Source organism: Amycolatopsis plumensis (genome assembly GCF_042652605.1).
GTDB lineage: Bacteria > Actinomycetota > Actinomycetes > Mycobacteriales > Pseudonocardiaceae > Amycolatopsis > Amycolatopsis plumensis.
Map to the genome: position 1 here is coordinate 1,478,346 of NZ_JBHSJY010000001.1, position 17,164 is coordinate 1,495,509.

At 70.7% G+C, this 17,164-nt stretch carries 17 protein-coding genes; 11 read left to right on the forward strand and 6 right to left on the reverse strand.

From position 1 onward, the window contains the following. Positions 1–33: 33 nt before the first annotated feature. Complete coding sequence (locus ACFPLC_RS06650; protein WP_378207258.1) at positions 34–1,407, reverse strand: glycosyl hydrolase family 28 protein; 1,374 nt, start codon at positions 1,405–1,407, stop codon at positions 34–36. Between the two features lie 170 nt (positions 1,408–1,577). Here ACFPLC_RS06650 and ACFPLC_RS06655 point away from each other — a divergent pair, with 170 nt between their 5' ends. Then, entirely contained in the window at positions 1,578–2,540 is a 963-nt protein-coding gene (locus ACFPLC_RS06655; RefSeq protein ID WP_378207255.1) for a DUF6745 domain-containing protein, read from the forward strand. A gap of 17 nt (positions 2,541–2,557) precedes the next feature. Further along, positions 2,558–2,986, forward strand: a complete 429-nt coding sequence (locus ACFPLC_RS06660) for a hypothetical protein (RefSeq protein WP_378207252.1) — start codon at positions 2,558–2,560, stop codon at positions 2,984–2,986. A gap of 225 nt (positions 2,987–3,211) precedes the next feature. On the opposite strand, the gene ACFPLC_RS06665 is transcribed toward ACFPLC_RS06660, so the two are convergent. Together ACFPLC_RS06665 and ACFPLC_RS06670 are read right to left on the reverse strand one after the other, a co-directional pair. After that, positions 3,212–3,769 carry a hypothetical protein gene (locus ACFPLC_RS06665; protein ID WP_086842098.1) on the reverse strand — a complete coding sequence of 186 codons (558 nt, stop codon included), beginning with the start codon at positions 3,767–3,769 and terminating at the stop codon, positions 3,212–3,214. An 86-nt stretch (positions 3,770–3,855) separates the two neighbouring features. After that, positions 3,856–5,823: a thioredoxin domain-containing protein gene (locus ACFPLC_RS06670; RefSeq protein WP_378207249.1), complete on the reverse strand. Its 1,968-nt coding sequence runs from the start codon at positions 5,821–5,823 to the stop codon at positions 3,856–3,858. 65 nt (positions 5,824–5,888) lie between these two features. On the opposite strand from ACFPLC_RS06670, the gene ACFPLC_RS06675 reads away from it, so the two are divergent. The 4 genes from ACFPLC_RS06675 (at position 5,889) to ACFPLC_RS06690 (ending at position 11,210) form a co-directional block, all read left to right on the forward strand. Then, complete coding sequence (locus tag ACFPLC_RS06675; RefSeq protein ID WP_378207246.1) at positions 5,889–7,256, forward strand: 3' terminal RNA ribose 2'-O-methyltransferase Hen1; 1,368 nt, start codon at positions 5,889–5,891, stop codon at positions 7,254–7,256. Continuing rightward, a complete protein-coding gene (locus ACFPLC_RS06680) occupies positions 7,253–9,745 on the forward strand; it encodes a polynucleotide kinase-phosphatase (RefSeq protein WP_378207243.1) in 2,493 nt (830 codons plus the stop codon). Before ACFPLC_RS06675 ends, ACFPLC_RS06680 begins: the two co-directional genes overlap by 4 nt. A gap of 242 nt (positions 9,746–9,987) precedes the next feature. Next, entirely contained in the window at positions 9,988–10,752 is a 765-nt protein-coding gene (locus ACFPLC_RS06685; protein WP_378235730.1) for a helix-turn-helix domain-containing protein, read from the forward strand. 47 nt (positions 10,753–10,799) lie between these two features. Then, a complete protein-coding gene (locus ACFPLC_RS06690; RefSeq protein WP_378207237.1) occupies positions 10,800–11,210 on the forward strand; it encodes a VOC family protein in 411 nt (136 codons plus the stop codon). Positions 11,211–11,262: 52 nt separating this feature from the next. Here ACFPLC_RS06690 and ACFPLC_RS06695 read toward each other — a convergent pair whose 3' ends face one another. Together ACFPLC_RS06695 and mca are read right to left on the reverse strand one after the other, a co-directional pair. Then, positions 11,263–11,586: a hypothetical protein gene (locus ACFPLC_RS06695; RefSeq protein ID WP_378207234.1), complete on the reverse strand. Its 324-nt coding sequence runs from the start codon at positions 11,584–11,586 to the stop codon at positions 11,263–11,265. Then, the gene (mca, locus tag ACFPLC_RS06700) at positions 11,583–12,494 is read right to left on the reverse strand and encodes a mycothiol conjugate amidase Mca (protein WP_378207231.1); all 912 of its coding nucleotides are present in this window, start codon (positions 12,492–12,494) and stop codon (positions 11,583–11,585) included. The genes ACFPLC_RS06695 and mca overlap by 4 nt, the downstream gene beginning before the upstream one ends. Before the next feature lie 134 nt (positions 12,495–12,628). Here mca and ACFPLC_RS06705 point away from each other — a divergent pair, with 134 nt between their 5' ends. The 3 genes from ACFPLC_RS06705 to ACFPLC_RS06715 all read left to right on the forward strand — a co-directional run bounded on the left by ACFPLC_RS06705 (position 12,629) and on the right by ACFPLC_RS06715 (position 14,636). Further along, the gene (locus tag ACFPLC_RS06705; protein ID WP_378207228.1) at positions 12,629–13,075 is read left to right on the forward strand and encodes a DUF4307 domain-containing protein; all 447 of its coding nucleotides are present in this window, start codon (positions 12,629–12,631) and stop codon (positions 13,073–13,075) included. A gap of 195 nt (positions 13,076–13,270) precedes the next feature. Then, positions 13,271–13,771 carry a transcription elongation factor GreA gene (greA, locus tag ACFPLC_RS06710; protein ID WP_086845342.1) on the forward strand — a complete coding sequence of 167 codons (501 nt, stop codon included), beginning with the start codon at positions 13,271–13,273 and terminating at the stop codon, positions 13,769–13,771. A 52-nt stretch (positions 13,772–13,823) separates the two neighbouring features. After that, on the forward strand, positions 13,824–14,636 hold the full coding sequence (locus ACFPLC_RS06715) for an MBL fold metallo-hydrolase (protein WP_378207225.1): 813 nt from the start codon (positions 13,824–13,826) through the stop codon (positions 14,634–14,636). A 66-nt stretch (positions 14,637–14,702) separates the two neighbouring features. Here the strand turns inward: ACFPLC_RS06715 and ACFPLC_RS06720 are convergent, their stop codons facing one another. Beyond that, a complete protein-coding gene (locus ACFPLC_RS06720; RefSeq protein WP_378207222.1) occupies positions 14,703–15,179 on the reverse strand; it encodes an Lrp/AsnC family transcriptional regulator in 477 nt (158 codons plus the stop codon). Positions 15,180–15,288: 109 nt separating this feature from the next. On the opposite strand from ACFPLC_RS06720, the gene hppD reads away from it, so the two are divergent. Both hppD and ACFPLC_RS06730 read left to right on the forward strand, forming a co-directional pair. Then, positions 15,289–16,488, forward strand: a complete 1,200-nt coding sequence (gene hppD / locus ACFPLC_RS06725; protein WP_378207219.1) for a 4-hydroxyphenylpyruvate dioxygenase — start codon at positions 15,289–15,291, stop codon at positions 16,486–16,488. A 118-nt stretch (positions 16,489–16,606) separates the two neighbouring features. Continuing rightward, a complete protein-coding gene (locus tag ACFPLC_RS06730; RefSeq protein WP_378207216.1) occupies positions 16,607–17,161 on the forward strand; it encodes a YbaB/EbfC family nucleoid-associated protein in 555 nt (184 codons plus the stop codon). Positions 17,162–17,164: the final 3 nt, after the last annotated feature.

The window sequence follows — 17,164 nt, forward strand, 5'->3', positions numbered from 1 at the left end:
TAAGCCTGCCGCAGCGCGGGCGATCCCGCAGGTTCAGATCGGCTCGCCGTTGATCGTCACATTCGTGAAGCGCGCGTTGTCCACGTACTTCAGCGTGTTCGACGTGTCCGCCACGCCTTCAAACGTGGAGTTCGCCACGGCGAACCCGTGCACGTGGGCGTTCGAGAGCCCGCTGATGTCGAAGGTCTTACCGGCGATCTTCGTGCTCGAGCAGTTGCTGATCGTGAACGGCCCGAACGAGGGGACGAAGCTGCCGGTCTGGCTGTTGTAGGTGGACGTCACGAACACGAAGTTCCGCGCGAAGGTGCCGGACACGCTGTCGAGGTTGATGTTCTCGGAGAACCCGCCACGCAGCGTGTTGGACTTCACGTACAGCGCGAACTTCGTGTCACCCTTCACGGTGAGCCGGTAGGCGTAGACGTTGCGGATCCCGCCGGTCTGCTCGCTGCCGCAGGTGATCGCGCCCCAGTTGCCGTTCATCACGCAGTTCACGACCACGAGGTTCTGGCACGGGACGTTCACCCGGCGCCCGTCCGCGTCGCGGCCGGACTTGATGGCGATGTTGTCGTCGTGCGCGCCCAGACTGCAGTTGGCGATGACGACGTGGTCGCACGACTCCGGGTCGCAGCCGTCGGTGTTGCTGTGCGCGGTGCTCGGGTCGGTGCTGACGCCGTCGACCGTGACGTTGCGGCACAGCGTCGGGTGCAGCTGCCAGAACATGGAGTTCTTCAGCGTGACGCCCTGGATCAGCACGTTCTCGCAGGCGTACGGCTCGACGAACGCCGAGCGCATCGTGTGGCCCGAACCCGGCACCACCCGCTTCTCCGGCGGGATTCCCTTGGCCACCAGGGATTCCAGGTACGCGCGGTCGCTGCCCTTGTTCCACGACGACGTGGCCGCCGCGTCGAGCGTGCCGCTGCCGGTGAGGCCGATGTTCTTCTGCCCGTGTGCGTAGATCATCGGCGAACGGTTGACGCACTCGATGCCTTCGTAGCGCGTCAGGACGTTCGGGAACTTCGCGGCGTCGCCGCTGAACATGAGGACCGCGCCCTTTTCCAGGTGCAGATCGACGTTGCTCTTCAGGTGGACGGCGCCGGTCAGGAAACTGCCGCCGCCGGGCACGATCACGTGGCCGCCGCCGGCCGTGGCGCAGGCGTCGATCGCCTTCCTGATCGCCTCGGTGTTGTCGGTCTTGCCGTCGTTCTTCGCGCCGTAACCGGTGATCGGGAAACTGCGATCGGGAAACACGGGAATCGTCGTGTTCGCGACGATGTCGTTCGCCGCCGGCCACGGGAGCGCCGGTACGTCGATGCGGGGCGCCGCCGAAGCGACCGCCGGGAGCAGCGGCACCGCCGCCACCGCGAGTCCGCCCTTCATCAGCTGCCGCCGGGTGAACCTGCCGTCCATGAACACATCCTTCACGGGAAAGACGGTGCGACGGCGGATCCGCGGCACGGACCGCGGGCACGATGAACTCTAGGCGGGAAAGAGGTGCCGGGTCCAGGCTTGCGCGATCGGCGAACCGGCTGTCATGATCGGGGCATGTCGATTCGAAAGGGCGTGCGCGCCCTCGCGCTTTGAGCGCCCCGCGGCGGCCGGACCGCCGATTCCCTGAATTTTCCGAGTGGCTGAACCACGCCTTCTGCACGGATCCCGCGGATCGTCCCGCGGCCGAAGACGCCATCAGCCGGCTCTACGCCCTGCTGGGCGAGCCACCGCCCCGGTTCGTCTGGGTCGCTTCCCCGAGCGCGGCCGTGCCGCAGCTGCGATCGGTGCCGGACCGGTCCACGGAACCGGTGGAAGCCCGCATGGCGACCCGGGTGGCCGCGCTGCGGAAACGCCGTCGCGCGCTGTCTCCCGATGCGCAGCAGACCATCAAAGACGCCATCGCCGGCCTGATCCGCACCGGCATCCGGGAGTCGCTCGGCCTGTACTGGTACGGCCAGCAGGACGCCTACTGGGTGACGCCGGACTCGGGTGACCCGGAGCTGGAGCTGTGGGCGGCCCTCGTCCGCTCCTGCGGCTGGTGGTGGCCGCGAGACGGCGTCTGCGTCGTCGCCGAACGGCCACTGGCGATCCGCACGGACGGCTCGCGGCTGCACAGCGAGTCCGGGCCTGCGGTGGTCTACCCCGACGGCTGGGGCGTGTACGCCTGGCACGGCACGCGGGTGCCGTCGTGGGTGATCGAAGACCCCACCGCGGACCGGATCAACCGCGAGTTCAACGTCGAGGTGCGCCGCTGCGCCGTCGAGCACCTCGGCTGGACGGCGTACATCGAGCAGGCCGGGCTGCGGATCCTGAGCCGGGCGCCCGATCCCGGCAACCCGGGTTGTGAACTGCAGCTCTACGACCTGCCGCCGCAGAAGTGGCACGCGCCTTCGCGGCTGCTGCTGGCGGTGAACGGCTCGGTGGAGCGCGACGGCACCCGCCGCCGTTACGGGCTGCGCGTGCCCGCCGAATTCGACCATCCCCTCGACGCGGCCGGCTGGTCGTACGGGCTCACCGGAGCCCAGTACGCGTGCCTGCAGCGCCGGACCTGATTTCTCGAGGTGATCACATGTTTCTTGCGGAGTTGCTGGACCGGACCGGACTCGACGTCCTCGACCACCTGGACCGCCAGGTCACCGTGCCGGTGATCGACGGGCTCCAGGCCCAGGGTGACCTGATCGTGCTGCCTCTGGCGTTGCTGGGCTCGGCGCCCACGCGGGGCTCTTGGTGGGACCTGCCGGCGGAAGGGCGCGAACTGGTGCGCGGGGAAGCGGGCAACAACCCGCACACGCTCGTCGCGGACCGCGGGACGTGCCGCATCTTGACGTGGCTGAACGACCCCGAACGGCTGGCCATCGCGGCGTTCCGGAACACGGCCCCGGCGTGGCTGATCCACCCGGAGCACGGGGCGACCGGAATCGCCCCCGGCGCGTGGTTCGTGCGGCGGCAGCGGGAGCTGGGGGCCGGGTTCCGGAAACCGGTGCTGATCGCCGACTGACGCAGTCGTGAGTGGTAAGGCGGGTTCTAACCCGCTTTACCACTCACGACCAGCCGCGGGAGAGTGCCGGGCCGCGGGGTGTTGCCGAGGGGGCAGCACCGCGCGGCCCGGGCCCGGCTCCGGTGGGGAGCGGGAGCGCCGCTTGCGGGAGTGGCGCTCCCGGATGTCAGGAATGAGTCATTCACTGCGCCCCACGCCAGGAATGAGTCATTCCTGGCGCTCAGCTCAGCCCAGGTCCGGGCCCTTCGCGCGCAGGTCGTCGACCTTGGTCATCGCCTCTCGCAGCTCTCCCAGCCAGCTGTCCGCGTGCTGGCCGACCAGCCGCACCGCCCACGCCAGCGCGTCCGAGCGCGACCGGGCCACGCCCGCGTCCACCAGCGTGTCCAGCACCAGGCGTTCCGGCTGGCGCAAGCGCGTCATCACCGGGGCCGAGTGCGTCGTGAACAGCGCCGTCGTGCCGCCCAGCCGCGCGCCCCAGGCCACCTTGCGCTGGTAGCGGTGCTCGGCCTGCCGCGCGATCTCGATGCGCTCGTCGCGCGTCTCCTCGCGGTACCGGCTGATCCGGCCCTCCTCGGCCGCCGCGCGGGCGGCGTCGTCCGGGTACTCCTCCGTCAACGCCGGGAGCTCGCCGACCACGATGATCTCTTCGCGGTCGACCGTGACCTCCGGTGCGCCCGTGAACCAGCCGTCGGGCAGGCGGCCGCCGAACCAGGCCGCCGCGTCGTCCGCCGGTGGTACCTCGGCCTGCTGCCAGCCTCGGCTTCCGCGCCATCCGCGTCCCATGTCGTACCTCCGGGATTACATGATTACATCGCTACCGAAGTTACGCCGAAGACACCGGGGACCGACACCGCGTTCTCCCAGGGCGATCAGAGCTGGGCGGTGAGCTCCTCGGCGGAGGTGACCGGACGGTCGCAGACGTACCCCCGGCACACGTACGCCGCCGGGGCGCCGCCGACCAGCGGGCGGTCGGCCAGCAACGGGACGCCCGGCGCGTCCGGCTCGCCGGCCAGCACGATGCCGCCGCCGTGCACGCCCCGCGCGGCCGCGCGAAGCAGCTCCGGGTCGGCGCCCACGACCGCCACCTGCACCGGGCCGGCCTGCAGCGCTTCGGCCACCGACAGCCAGTGCCCGGCGAACCGCGGCACCCGCCCGGCCAGCACCCCGGCCCGGCGCAGCGCCTGCTCGGCCGCCTCCCGGTAGCGCGCCGCGCTGTCGTACCCCGCGAGCGCGGACGCCGTCAACAGCGCGCCGGCCAGCGCGGACGCTCCCGACGGGCTCGCGTTGTCCCCCGGGTCCGCCGGGCGCTGCACCAGCGTCTCCGCGTCGTCGGCCGTGTCGAAATACGCGCCGGGGACGTCCGGGGACGCGAAGTGCGCCAGCGCCAGGTCGAGCAGCCGGGTCGCTTCGGTGAGCCACTGCGCCTCACCGGTCGCCTGGTGCAGGGCGAGGAACCCGTCGGCGACGCAGGCGTAGTCCTCCAGCACCCCGGCGGACTCGCCGACGACGCCGTCGCGCGAGCTGCGCCGCAGCCGTCCGCCGACGACGTGCACCCGCAGCAGCAACCCGGCCGCCTCGACCGCCCATTCGATCCACTGTGGACGATCCAGGGCCACCCCCGCTTCGGCCAGCGCCGTGATCGCCAGGCCGTTCCACGACGCGATCACCTTGTCGTCCCGGCCCGGCTGGGGTCGCTTCGCGCGCGCCTCCAGGAGCTTGACGCGCAGTGGCTCGGGCAGGTCGCCGAACAGGCGCAACGTCGACGCACCTTCCTCGAAGGTGCCTTCGGGAGTGACGCCGAACAGTTCAGCGGCCGAGTCGTCACCGACCACCTCACGCAGCTGCTCCGGCGTCCAGACGTACGTCAGGCCTTCGACGCCTTCGGTGTCGGCGTCCAGCGAAGACGCGAAGCCACCTTCGGGCGTCCGCAAGCTTTCGAAGAGGAACTCCGCCGTGCCGGTCGCGACCCGCAATGCCGTCGCCGAGCCGGTGCGCCGCCAGAGGTGGGCGTAGAAGCGCAGGAGCAACGCGTTGTCGTACAACATCTTCTCAAAGTGGGGCACGATCCACTCGGCGTCGACGGAGTAGCGCGCGAAGCCGCCGGCCAGCTGGTCGTACAGGCCGCCGCGGGCCATCGCCTCGGCCGTCTTGTCCACCAGGGACAGCGCAACCGAAGAACCCGTGCGTTCGTGGTGGCGCAGCAGGAACTCCAGGACCATCGACGGCGGGAACTTCGGCGCGCGGCCGAACCCGCCGTTGACCGGATCCGCCTCCTGCTGGAGCTTCCCGACCGCGCCGGCGAGCACCGCTTCGTCCACAACGGACTCCTGCAGCGGCCCGGTCTGCTCGGCGAGGTGCGCGACGATCTGCTTCGCGCCGTCCAGCAGCTCGTCCGGCCGCTCCTGCCACGCCTGGACGACGGCGGCGAGCAGCTGCCGGAACGACGGCATCCCCGGCCGCGGCGACGGCGGGTAGTAGGTGCCGCAGTGGAACGGCTCGCCGTCCGGGGTCAGGAAACAGGTCATCGGCCAGCCGCCCTGGCCGGTCATCGCCTGGGTGGCGGCCATGTACACCGCGTCGATGTCCGGCCGCTCCTCGCGGTCGACCTTGATGTTGACGAAGTTCCCGTTCATCAGGGCCGCGGTCCCGGCGTCCTCGAACGACTCGTGCGCCATGACGTGGCACCAGTGGCAGGCGGCGTACCCGACGGAAAGCAGGATCGGCACGTTCCGCCGTTTCGCCTCGGCGAGCGCTTCGGGTCCCCACGGCCACCAGTCGACCGGGTTGTCCGCGTGCTGGAGCAGGTAGGGGCTGGTCGCGCTGGCGAGGCGGTTCATGGTTCCAGGGTCGCACCCGGGAAAACCGGGCGCGCGGTCACCGGCTCCTCGGCCACACTGATCCGGTGCTGCTGACCATCACGACGACCCGGAACCCCGCCACCGACCTGGGCTTTCTCCTGCACAAGCATCCGGAGAAGGCGCAGTCGGTCGCGCTGTCCGCCGGCACCGCGCACGTCTTCTACCCGGTGGCGACGCCGGACCGCTGCACCGCCGCGTTGTTCGTCGAAATCGATCCCGTCGGCCTCGTCCGCGGGGGCGGGACGTCGCTGACGCAGTACGTCAACGACCGCCCGTACGCCGGGGGCTCGTACCTCGCGGTCGCGCTGCGGGCCGCGTTCACGACGGCGCTCGCGGGCCGGTGCGCCGCGCGGCCCGACCTGGTCGAGGAGGCCTTCGACCTGGAGATCCACCTGCCGTCGCTGTCGGCTCGCGGTGGTCCGGAGGTCGTGCACAAGCTGTTCGAGCCGCTCGGCTGGCGCGTTTCGGCGACGCCGATCCCGCTCGACCCGCAGTTCCCGCAGTGGGGCGACAGCCGCTATGTCGACTTGCGGCTCGCCGGCACCCAGCGCGTCGCCGACGCGCTGCGGCACCTGTACGTCCTGCTGCCGGCGCTCGACGGCGACAAGCACTACTGGGTCGGCCAGGACGAGGCCGACAAGCTGCTGCGCGCCGGCGACGGCTGGCTCGCCGGGCACCCCGAACGGACGCTCATCACGAACCGCTACCTGGAGCGGCGCCGCCCGGTCGTCACGTACGCGCTTTCGCGGCTGGCCGAGGCGGACGACGTCCCGGCGGAGGCCGAAGCGCTGGTCACGGAGGTGCCGGACAAGCCGGAGAGCCTCGCGTCGCAGCGTCACGGCAGCGTGCTCGCCGCGCTGCGGGCCGTGGGCGCCCGGCGCGTCTTGGACCTCGGCTGCGGCTCCGGCGCGCTGCTGCGCGTCCTCGAAAAGGAGCGGTCGTTCACCGAACTCGTCGGTGTCGACGTGTCGAGCAGTGCGCTGGACATCGCCGAGAAGCGGCTGAAGGGCAGCGCCCGCGTCACGCTGCGGCAGTCCGCGCTGACCTACGCCGACCCGGCGCTGGCCGGGTTCGACGCCGCCGTGCTCATGGAGGTCGTCGAACACGTCGACGCCGACCGGCTCCCCGCACTGGAACACGCGGTGTTCGGGGTCGCGGCGCCGCGCACGGTGCTCGTCACGACGCCCAACGCGGAGTACAACCGGCTGTTCGAGTTCCTGCCGATGGGGCATTTCCGGCACGCCGACCACCGGTTCGAATGGACCCGAGCCGAGTTCCGCGCCTGGGCGGACGGCGTCGCGACCCGGCGCGGCTACGACGTCCGATACCTGCCGATCGGACCGGAGGACCAGGAATCGGGACCGCCGACCCAGATGGCGGTCTTCACCACCCAAAAGGAGGTGGCCGCGTGAAGCTGACCGTCCCCGACATGGCGCTCGTCGTGCTCGTCGGCGCTTCCGGCTCCGGCAAGTCGACGTTCGCGCGCACGCACTTCGCGCCGACGCAGGTGCTCTCCAGCGACTTCTTCCGCGGGCTCGTCGCCGACGACGAGAACGACCAGTCGGCCTCGGCCGACGCCTTCGACGCGCTGCACTACGTCGCGGCGAAGCGGCTCGCGGCCGGCCGGACGACCGTCATCGACGCGACGAACGTCCAGCGCGCTTCCCGGGCGAGCCTGGTGAAGCTCGCGAAGGAGCACGACGTGCTCCCGACGGCGATCGTGCTCGACCTGCCGGTGGCCGTCTGCGCCGCGCGCAACGCGTCGCGCACCGACCGCGACTTCGGCGACCACGTGATCCGGCGGCAGCGCGGTGAGCTGCAACGATCGCTGAAGTCGCTGGAGCGCGAGGGGTTCCGGCGCGTGCACGTGCTGCGGTCCGAGGCCGAAGTGGCCGGGGCGGAGATCGTCGTCGAGCCGCTGCGCAACGACAAGCGCGAGCTGACCGGGCCGTTCGACGTGATCGGCGACGTCCACGGGTGCGCGGCCGAGCTCGAGGAGCTGCTCGCCGAGCTGGGGTACGTCGACGGCGTGCACCCGGACGGGCGGACCGCGGTGTTCGTCGGCGACCTCGTCGACCGCGGCCCGGACACCCCGGGCGTGCTGCGGCGCGTGATGGCGATGGCGGCGTCTGGGAACGCGCTGGTCGTGTGCGGCAACCACGAGCAGAAGCTGGTGCGCGCCCTGCACGGGCGGAAGGTCAACGCCGCGCACGGGCTCGCCGAGTCGCTGGAGCAGCTGGGCGTGGAGAGCGAGGAGTTCCGCCGTCAGGTCCACGAGTTCTGCGACGGGCTCATCGCGCACTACGTCCTCGACGGCGGGAAGCTCGTCGTCGCGCACGCCGGGCTGCCGGAGCGGTACCACGGGCGCGCGTCCGGGCGGGTGCGCAGCATGGCGCTCTACGGCGACACGACCGGCGAGACCGACGAGTACGGCCTGCCGGTGCGGCTGCCGTGGGCGCGCGACTACCGCGGCACCGCGATGGTCCTCTACGGGCACACGCCGACGCTCGAGGCGGAATGGGTCAACAACACCATGTGCCTCGACACCGGCGCCGTGTTCGGCGGGAAGCTGACCGCGCTGCGGTACCCGGAGCGCGAAGTCGTCTCGGTGCCAGCGCACAAGGTCTGGTACGAGCCGGCTCGCCCGCTCGACGCGGCGCGGCCGCTGGGCGGGCGCGAACCGGCGGTGCTGGAGCTGACCGACGTCACCGGGAAGCGGATCGTGCAGACCGCCCACCACGGCCGGGTCGGCGTCTCGGCGGAGCAGTCGGCGGCGGCGCTGGAGGTGATGAGCCGGTTCGCGGTCGACCCGCGGTGGCTCGCGTACCTGCCGCCGACGATGGCGCCGTGTTCGACGTCGGCCCGGGAGGGTTACCTCGAGCACCCGGAGGAGGCGTTCGCCGAGTACCGGGCGGCCGGGGTCGAGGCGGTGCTGTGCGAAGAGAAGCACATGGGCTCGCGAGCCGTCGTGCTCGTCTGCCAGGACGACGAAGTGGCGTACCGCCGCTTCGGCATCCGCGGTGGCGGTGCGGTGTACACGCGGACCGGGCGCCCGTTCTTCTCGCCTGCCCAGAACGCTGCCCTCCTGGCCGACGTGCGCACGGCGGCGGCCGGGCTGTTCGAGGAGCTCGGCTCGGGCTGGCTGCTGCTCGACGCGGAACTGCTGCCGTGGAGCGCGAAAGCCGGTTCGCTGATCGCTTCCCAGTACGCGTCCGTGGGGGCGGCGGCCCAGGCCGTGCTGCCCGCGGCGGTCTCGGCGATGGCCACGGCCGCGGCGCGCGGCATCGACGTCGGCGACCTCCTGGCGAGGACGGCGTCGCGTTCCTCCACAGTGGACTCCTACCGGACGGCGTACCGGCGCTACTGCTGGCCGACGTCCGGCCTCGACGGGGTGCGGCTGGCGCCGTTCCAGCTGCTGGCGTCCGAAGGGAAGGCCTACCACGACCGGCCGCACGCCTGGCACCTCGCTTTGCTGGATCAGTTGCCCGGCTCGCGCTTCCAGCGCACCCGGACGCTGGAGGTGGACCTGCTGGACGAGGCGTCGGTCGCCCGGGGCGTCTCGTGGTGGGAGGACCTGACGGCGGCCGGCGGCGAGGGCATGGTCGTCAAGCCGGCGGCGAACCTGGCCCGCGGGCCGCGCGGGCTGGTCCAGCCCGGGGTGAAGGTGCGCGGGCGCGAGTACCTGCGGATCATCTACGGCCCGGACTACACGCTGCCGGAGAACCTGGAACGGCTGCGCAAGCGCGGGCTCAACCGCAAGCGGATGCTGGCGCTGCGCGAGTACGCGCTGGGCCTGGAGGCCCTGGAGCGGGTGGCGCGGGGTGAGCCGCTGTGGCGGGTGCACGAGTGCGTGTTCGCGGTGCTCGCGCTGGAGTCGGACCCGGTGGACCCGCGGCTGTGAGGCGCCGGGCCGAAATGCAGTGAATGACTCATTCCTGGCATCCGATGTCAGGAATGAGTCATTCACTGCATCCGGGTCAGGCCCACGCCCTGGCTCTCGGCGGCCCACTCGGTGAGGTGCGCCAAGGGACCACTGGCGAAGGACGCCCCCTACGGCGTGAGTTCGTAGACGATCGCGGTCACCGGCCGCCTCCTCCGCGCGGGGACCGCGGCCGGCCGGTCGCTCCCGCTACGATCCCTGACGTGGCGCTCGACCGGTTCGAGGACTTTTCAGGACTTGAGTACCGATTGTCGGACTCGCCCTACGTCGAGGGCGTATATCGGGTGGCGCCGAATGGTGGGCAGGGCAGTTTCGCGCCGGAGCGCGTGGTGTCGGTCGTGAACTCGAACTGGGAGCTGCTGGTGTGGGCGTCGGGCGGCGTCACCACCGTGTCGGTCCGCGGTCCCGAGACCCGGCCCACTGTGGTCCCGTTGGGTGGCGGGCTGGGCAGCACCTTCGGCGTGATCTTCCGGCACGGTGCCTTCCTGCGGATGCTGCCCGTGGGCGGGCTTGTGGACAGCAGCGTGTCGAGCCCGTACACGACGCCGCGCTCCTTCGCGCTGCAGGGCAGCGAGTGGGAGATCCCGACCTACCAGAACGCGGAGACGTTCGTGGAGCGCTTGGTCCGGGCGGGGTTGCTGGTGCGGGACCCGTTGGTGACCGACGTCGTCGCCGGGGAGCGGCCGGTGCTGGTCACACCGCGCTCGGTGCAGCGCCGGGTCGCCGCGGCCACGGGCCTGACGCAGGGCATGATCCGCCAGATCGAGCGGGCGCGGCAGGCCACGATGCTGCTGCGGCAGGGCGTGGCCGCGGCCGAGGTCGTGCATCTGGTCGGGTATCACGACCAGCCACATCTGGCGCGGTCGCTGACCCGGTTCGTCGGCCGGACGACGACCCAGCTGCGGCGGCCGACCACCGGCGAGATGGTGTCGCTGCTGTACAAGACCGAGGTCCAGGTACGGCCGTAGGTTCGAAGTCAGCCGGAAGAGCCGGCCACAAGAACCTAGGAGCACCAGTGGCTTTCACCCAGATCTACGTCAACCTGCCGGTCGCCGACCTGGACGCGAGCACGGCGTTCTACACGGCGCTGGGTGGGGTGCTCAACCCGCAGTTCACCGGCGAGACGTCCGCGCAGGTCGTCCTCGGCGAGGCGGTGACCGTGCAGGTGATGACGCACGAGCAGTTCGGCCGGTTCACCTCGCGGCCGGTCGCCTCCGGTGCGATCGAGTCGATCCTGGCGCTGTCCGCCGAGTCGAAGGAGGACGTCGACCGGCTGGTCGAGGCCGCGGTGAAGGCGGGCGGGTCCGAGCCGCGCCCTGCTCAGGACATGGGCTGGCTGTACAACCGTGCCGTGGACGACCCGGACGGCCACAGCTGGGAACTGCTCTCGTACGACGCGTCGGCGATGCCCGGCACGCCCGGATGACTCGGAACGGTGACGGGCGCGGACGGTGGGTTCACCGCTTTTGGAACACGCCCTAATCGGCCTTGGTGACCGGGAGGTCCTTCACGGGCTTCTCGGTCACCTCCGGCTCGGCCTTCTCGGCGGGCTGCTCCGCCGCGGCCTCTTCGGCCGGCGGGTCGTCGAAGCTGGCCGGGACGCGCTTGAGGTGCTTCGTCATCGAGCGGACCAGGAAGGCCACCGCGATGAGGAAGAGGATCAGCACCAGGAAGCCGACCGGGGAGGACTTGCCGAAGTCCTCCCCCTGCCCGCCGTTGTCGCCGTTGCCCGGCTGCTGCGTCAAGACCAGGGCCGACGCGGTCACCGGAAGGGCCACGCCGGCCGGCAGCGTCAGACTCATGTGTTCACCTTCTCCTCGATGCCTGCGAACAGGTCGTCCTCCGGCAACGTGCTGTCGACCAGCGACTTCACCAGCTCGTACTCCTCGGTCGGCCAGACCTCGCGCTGGATCTCCCGCGGCACGGCGAACCAGCGGCTGGTCGGGTCGATCTGCGTGGCGTGCGCCTTCAGCGCCTCGTCACGCACCTCGAAGTATTCACCGCACTCGACGCGGGTCGTCACCCGCTCCATCACATCGCCCCGCTCGGGGTCCCAGTTGGCCAGCCACTCGGTGTAGGGCGACTCGAGGCCGGCCGCCTTCAGCGCCTCGTCGAACAGGATCATCCGGGCGCGCGAGAAGCCGTGCACGTAGTACAGCTTCAGCGGCTGCCACGGCTCGCCGGCGTCGGGGAAGCGATCGGGGTCCGGGGCCGCGTCCCACGCCGCCATCGACACCTCGTGGGTGCGGATGTGGTCGGGGTGCGGGTAGCCGCCGTTCTCGTCGTAGGTGGTGATCACGTGCGGGCGGAACTCCCGGATCACGCGCACCAGCGCCTCGGCGGACTCCTCCAGCGGCACGACGGCGAACGACCCCTCCGGCACCGGCGGCAGCGGGTCGCCCTCCGGCAGGCCGGAGTCGACGAAGCCCAGCCAGCGCTGGTTCACGCCGAGGATCTTGGCCGCCCTGGCCATCTCCTCGCGGCGGATCTCGGCCATGTTCGCCAGCACCTCGGGGCGGTCCATGGCCGGATTCAGGATGCTGCCGGCCTCGCCCCCGGTGCACGTGACGACCAGCACCTCGTGCCCCTCGGCGGCGTAGCGCGCCATCGTGGCGGCGCCCTTGCTCGACTCGTCGTCCGGGTGCGCGTGCACGGCCATCAGGCGCAGGCGCGGTTTGGCGGTGTTCCTCAACTCGTCGGCGTCCACCATGCTCGGAACGACTCCCCTTCTGCCCTTATTCCGCGACCCACGTGCGGGCCGCCCACCCAGCGGGCGGATACTCGAGGCGTACCCGCACCCCCATTGTCCCCAGGGGTACGACAAGAACGAGCAGGAGGCCCGGGTTGGCAGGCGGACCGGCGAAAACGGCCAGCGCGCCCGCGCTGCCCGAAGGCCGGTACGGCACCGGGCGCGCCACGACGTCCCGGCGCTGGCGGCGCTGGCTCTTCCTGGCCATCGCCCTGCTGGTCAGCGGCCTGATCGCCTGGATCGCGTACGTCAACCTCGGGTCGGCGCCGATCGACGCCGAGCGCATCGCGTTCAGCGCGAAACCGGGCAACGCGATGGAAATCACCATCAACGTCACCCGGGACGACGACAGCAGGCCGGGCGTGTGCGTCGTCCGCGTCCGCGACAAGACCGGCGCCGAGAGCGGCCGCAAAGAGCTCCTGATCCCGGCCGGCGCGAAGTACAGCAGGATGAGCACGACGATCAAGAGCATCGGGGAACCGGTTACTGCAGACGTCTTCGGCTGCTCGTACGACATACCACGCTATCTGTCAACCCCATAGCGGCCAACGGGGTGAACCGCGCGCTCAACGCCCAGGGCGCGGGGAAATAACGGGCGTCGACCTCTCGCGCCGTGATACTCTGACCCCTCAGCACGGTCCGCGACGGGCCGTGTTTTTCCTTTATCTCAGCCACGCGGGCACCTACGCCCGCGTGGGCCGGCTTGAACACGCAAGCCTGGCAGGCCCGACGAGGAGATGGTGACCGTGAGCGACACCAAGGTGACCTGGCTCACCCAGGATGCCTACGACCGGCTCAAGCACGAGCTCGACGAAATGATCGAGAATCGGCCGGTCATCGCCGCGCGCATCAACGACAGCCGCGAAGAGGGTGACCTCAAGGAAAACGGCGGTTACCACGCGGCTCGCGAAGAGCAGGGCCAGGCCGAAGCGCGCATCCGGCACCTGCAGGAGCTGCTGCGCTCGGCCAAGGTCGGCGAGGCGCCCGCCAACGACGGCACCGCCGGCCCCGGCAAGGTGCTCACCGTCCGGTACGAGGGCGACGACGAGGACGAGAAGTTCCTGCTCGCCACCCGCGAAGAGGGCGCCGAGGGCGAACTCGACGTGTACTCCCCGGAGTCGCCGCTGGGCAAGGCCCTGCTCGGCGCCAAGGAGGGCGAGTCCCGCGAGTACGAGCTGCCCAACGGCAAGGTCCAGAAGGTGACGCTCGTCAAGGCGGTTCCGTACACCGACGCCTGACGTCCACGGCTAGCGTGTCCTCCCAGGATCCACATACTGGGAGGACACCGTCGTGAGCACCGAACCGATGTGCCAGGCCTGCGGCATGCAGTACGCCGCGGCCCGCGAGGACTGCCCGATCTGCGAGGACGAACGCCAGTACGTCCCGCAGTCCGGGCAGCAGTGGACGAACCTTTCCGCGCTCCGCTCGAGTGGCACGTACACCCCGCGCGTCGAGGAGCAGGGCCCCGGCCTGACCGGGGTCGGCTCGAACCCGGAGTTCGCGATCGGCCAGCGGGCCCTGCTGGTGCGGGCCCGCTCGGGCAACTTCCTCTGGGACTGCGCGGCCTACCTCGACGACGCGCTGGTGGCGCAGGTCGAGGAGCTGGGCGGGATCACCGGCATCGCGATCAGCCACCCGCACTACTACACGACGATGGTGGAGTGGGCGCGCGCCTTCGACGTGCCGGTCTACCTGCACGAAGCCGACCAGCAGTGGATCGGCAGGCCCGACCCGGCGGTGAAGCTGTGGTCCGGCACCACCCTCGACGTCGCGGACGACCTGCGGCTGATCAACCTCGGGGTGCACTTCGACGGCGGCACGGTGCTGCACTGGCCGGACGGCGAAAACGGGCAGGGCGCGCTCCTGACCGGCGACATCGTGCAGGTGATCCCGGACCGCACGCACGTGGGCTTCATGTACAGCTACCCGAACCTGATCCCGGAGCGGCCGAGCGTCGTCCGCCGCGCGGCGGAGCTGCTGGCGGGGTACCGGTTCGAGGCGATCTACGGGGCCTGGTGGGACGCGATCGTGCGGACCGACGGCTTCGAGGTCGTCCAGCGCTCGGCCGAGCGCTACCTGGCCCACGTGGCCTACCAAGCCTGAGCTGAGGGCGCGCCTGCGATGCAGTGAATGACTCATTCCTGGCGTCGGACGCCAGGAATGAGTCATTCACTGCGTTCGGGCGGTGCGTTCGAGGAGGGGACGGACCCGCGGCGGCACCGGCGTGGACAACGCGATCGACGTCGACGTCCGCAGCACGTCCGGGACGCCGACCACCTCGTCGATCACCCGCTGCAGGTCGTCGTTGCCCCGTGCCACCATGCGGACGAACAGGTCGCCCTGGCCGGTGGTCGCGTGCACCTCGCACACCTCGTCGATCGCGGCGAGGGCCTCCGCCACCTCGGCGCGGCGGCCCTGCGCGATCTCGAGCACCGCGAACGCCGTGAGGCCGTAGCCCATCGCCGCCAGGTCGAGCTCCGGCGGGAAGCCGCCGAGGATGCCGCGCTCGGTCAGGCGGTCGAGGCGCGCCTGGACCGTTCCGCGCGCCACCCCGAGCCGGCGCGCGCACTCCAGCACCCCCAGACGCGGCGAGTCCGTGAGCAGCAACAGCAGTCGCGCATCCAGCGCATCGAGGTTCTCCGCCATGCGCAGATTGTCCATCATGACCGCCGATCTCCGGCACGCACCGGTCAGATTGTCCAGCAAAATCAGAGACCATTGCGCATCTTGCCTCGCAAGGATGATCCTTCGAGGTATGACCCAGACTGCCGAACCCCAGGGTGCCCTCGACGACGTCAGCTACGACCAGCTGCGTCAGCTGGTCGGGCTCGTCGACCACGACGCCTCGACCGACCCGTTCCCGGTCAAGGCCATGGACGCGGTGGTGTTCATCGCCGGCAACGCCACCCAGACCGCCTGGTACTACCAGATCGCGTTCGGGATGCAGCTCGTCGCCTACTCCGGTCCCGAGACCGGCGTCTACGACCGCAAGAGCTACGTCCTCAAGTCCGGCTCGGCCCGGTTCGTCATCACCGGCGGCGTGAAGCCGGACTCGCCGCTGCTGGACCACCACCGCAAGCACGGCGACGGCGTCATCGACCTGGCGCTGGAGACCACCGACGTCGACAAGTGCATCGAGCACGCGCGCGCCCAGGGCGCGACCATCCTCGAGGAGCCGCACGACGTCTCCGACGAGCACGGCACCGTCCGTGTCGCCGCGATCGCGACCTACGGCGAGACCCGCCACTCCCTGGTCGACCGGTCGCGCTACAACGGCGTCTACCTGCCCGGCTACGAGCCGCGCGAAAGCACGGTCAAGCGGCCCGAAGGCGCGCCGAAGCGGCTGTTCCAGGCCGTCGACCACTGCGTCGGCAACGTCGAGCTCGGCAAGATGGACTACTGGGTCGACTGGTACCACCGCGTCATGGGCTTCGTGAACATGGCGGAGTTCGTCGGCGACGACATCGCGACCGAGTACTCGGCACTGATGAGCAAGGTCGTCTCGAACGGCAACCACCGGGTCAAGTTCCCGCTGAACGAGCCGGCCGTGGCGAAGAAGAAGTCGCAGATCGACGAGTACCTCGAGTTCTACGACGGTGCCGGCTGCCAGCACATCGCGCTGGCCACCAACGACATCATCGCCACGGTCACGGCGATGCGCGCCGCGGGCGTCGAGTTCCTCGACACCCCGGACTCCTACTACGACGACCCCGAGCTGCGCGCCCGGATCGGCAACGTCCGCGTGCCGATCGAGACGCTCAAGGAGCACAGCATCCTGGTCGACCGCGACGAGGACGGCTACCTGCTGCAGATCTTCACGAAGCCAATCGGTGACCGCCCGACCGTGTTCTACGAGCTGATCGAGCGCCACGGCTCGCTCGGCTTCGGCAAGGGCAACTTCAAGGCCCTGTTCGAGGCGATCGAGCGGGAGCAGGAGCGCCGAGGCAACCTCTGACACATTTCGGCGGAGGCCACGATAGGGGACCCCGGGGTCCCCTATCGTGGCCTTTGCCGTGAACCGGGAACCGACGGCGTCCCGGCTCCGTCTGTGTGAGTGGAGGGAAGGGGGCCGGATGCCGGACAGCATCGACGCCAGCGACGCGATGATCGACAACTGGACCAAGCGGCTCGAGGAGAACGCCGCCCGGTACCAGGCGCTGGCCGATCGCATGCAGGGCCAGACGGTCACCGAGCGGTCGAAGGACGGCACCGTTCAGGTGACCGTCGATTCGCGTGGGCTGCTGAAGAACCTCGTCATCGCCGAGACCGCGGCGGGTAAGCGGATGGCGGAGGTGTCGGCGCAGGTGATGCAGCTGGTCCAGCGCGCGCAGGCGCGGATTCCCGAGCTGCTGCAGCAGGCGATGACCGAGACGACCGGCACCGGCGACCAGGCCGCGGCGGAGATCGTCCGCGAGGCGCAGAGCACCTTCCCCGCGCCGCCGCCGGAGCCCGAGCCCGCGTTCCCGGAGCCCGACCGCGTCCGCCGGTTCCTGCCCGAGGACACCGAGGAGCCACCGCGCACCCCGCCGCCGGCGCCACCAGCGCCACCGCAGCAGCCGCAGCCACCGCGGCGCCGCCGTCCGGCCGACGATGACGACGACGACTTCGGCGGGCCGATTCTTTCCTGAGGG

Coding starts and splice junctions, on each gene's coding strand:
- ACFPLC_RS06650 (WP_378207258.1), bottom strand. CDS start 1,407: ATGGACGGCAGGTTCACCCGGCGGCAGCTGATGAAGGGCGGACTCGCG.
- ACFPLC_RS06660 (WP_378207252.1), top strand. CDS start 2,558: ATGTTTCTTGCGGAGTTGCTGGACCGGACCGGACTCGACGTCCTCGAC.
- ACFPLC_RS06665 (WP_086842098.1), bottom strand. CDS start 3,769: ATGGGACGCGGATGGCGCGGAAGCCGAGGCTGGCAGCAGGCCGAGGTA.
- ACFPLC_RS06670 (WP_378207249.1), bottom strand. CDS start 5,823: ATGAACCGCCTCGCCAGCGCGACCAGCCCCTACCTGCTCCAGCACGCG.
- ACFPLC_RS06695 (WP_378207234.1), bottom strand. CDS start 11,586: ATGAGTCTGACGCTGCCGGCCGGCGTGGCCCTTCCGGTGACCGCGTCG.
- mca (WP_378207231.1), bottom strand. CDS start 12,494: ATGGTGGACGCCGACGAGTTGAGGAACACCGCCAAACCGCGCCTGCGC.
- greA (WP_086845342.1), top strand. CDS start 13,271: ATGGTGACCGTGAGCGACACCAAGGTGACCTGGCTCACCCAGGATGCC.
- ACFPLC_RS06720 (WP_378207222.1), bottom strand. CDS start 15,179: ATGGCGGAGAACCTCGATGCGCTGGATGCGCGACTGCTGTTGCTGCTC.
- hppD (WP_378207219.1), top strand. CDS start 15,289: ATGACCCAGACTGCCGAACCCCAGGGTGCCCTCGACGACGTCAGCTAC.
- ACFPLC_RS06730 (WP_378207216.1), top strand. CDS start 16,607: ATGCCGGACAGCATCGACGCCAGCGACGCGATGATCGACAACTGGACC.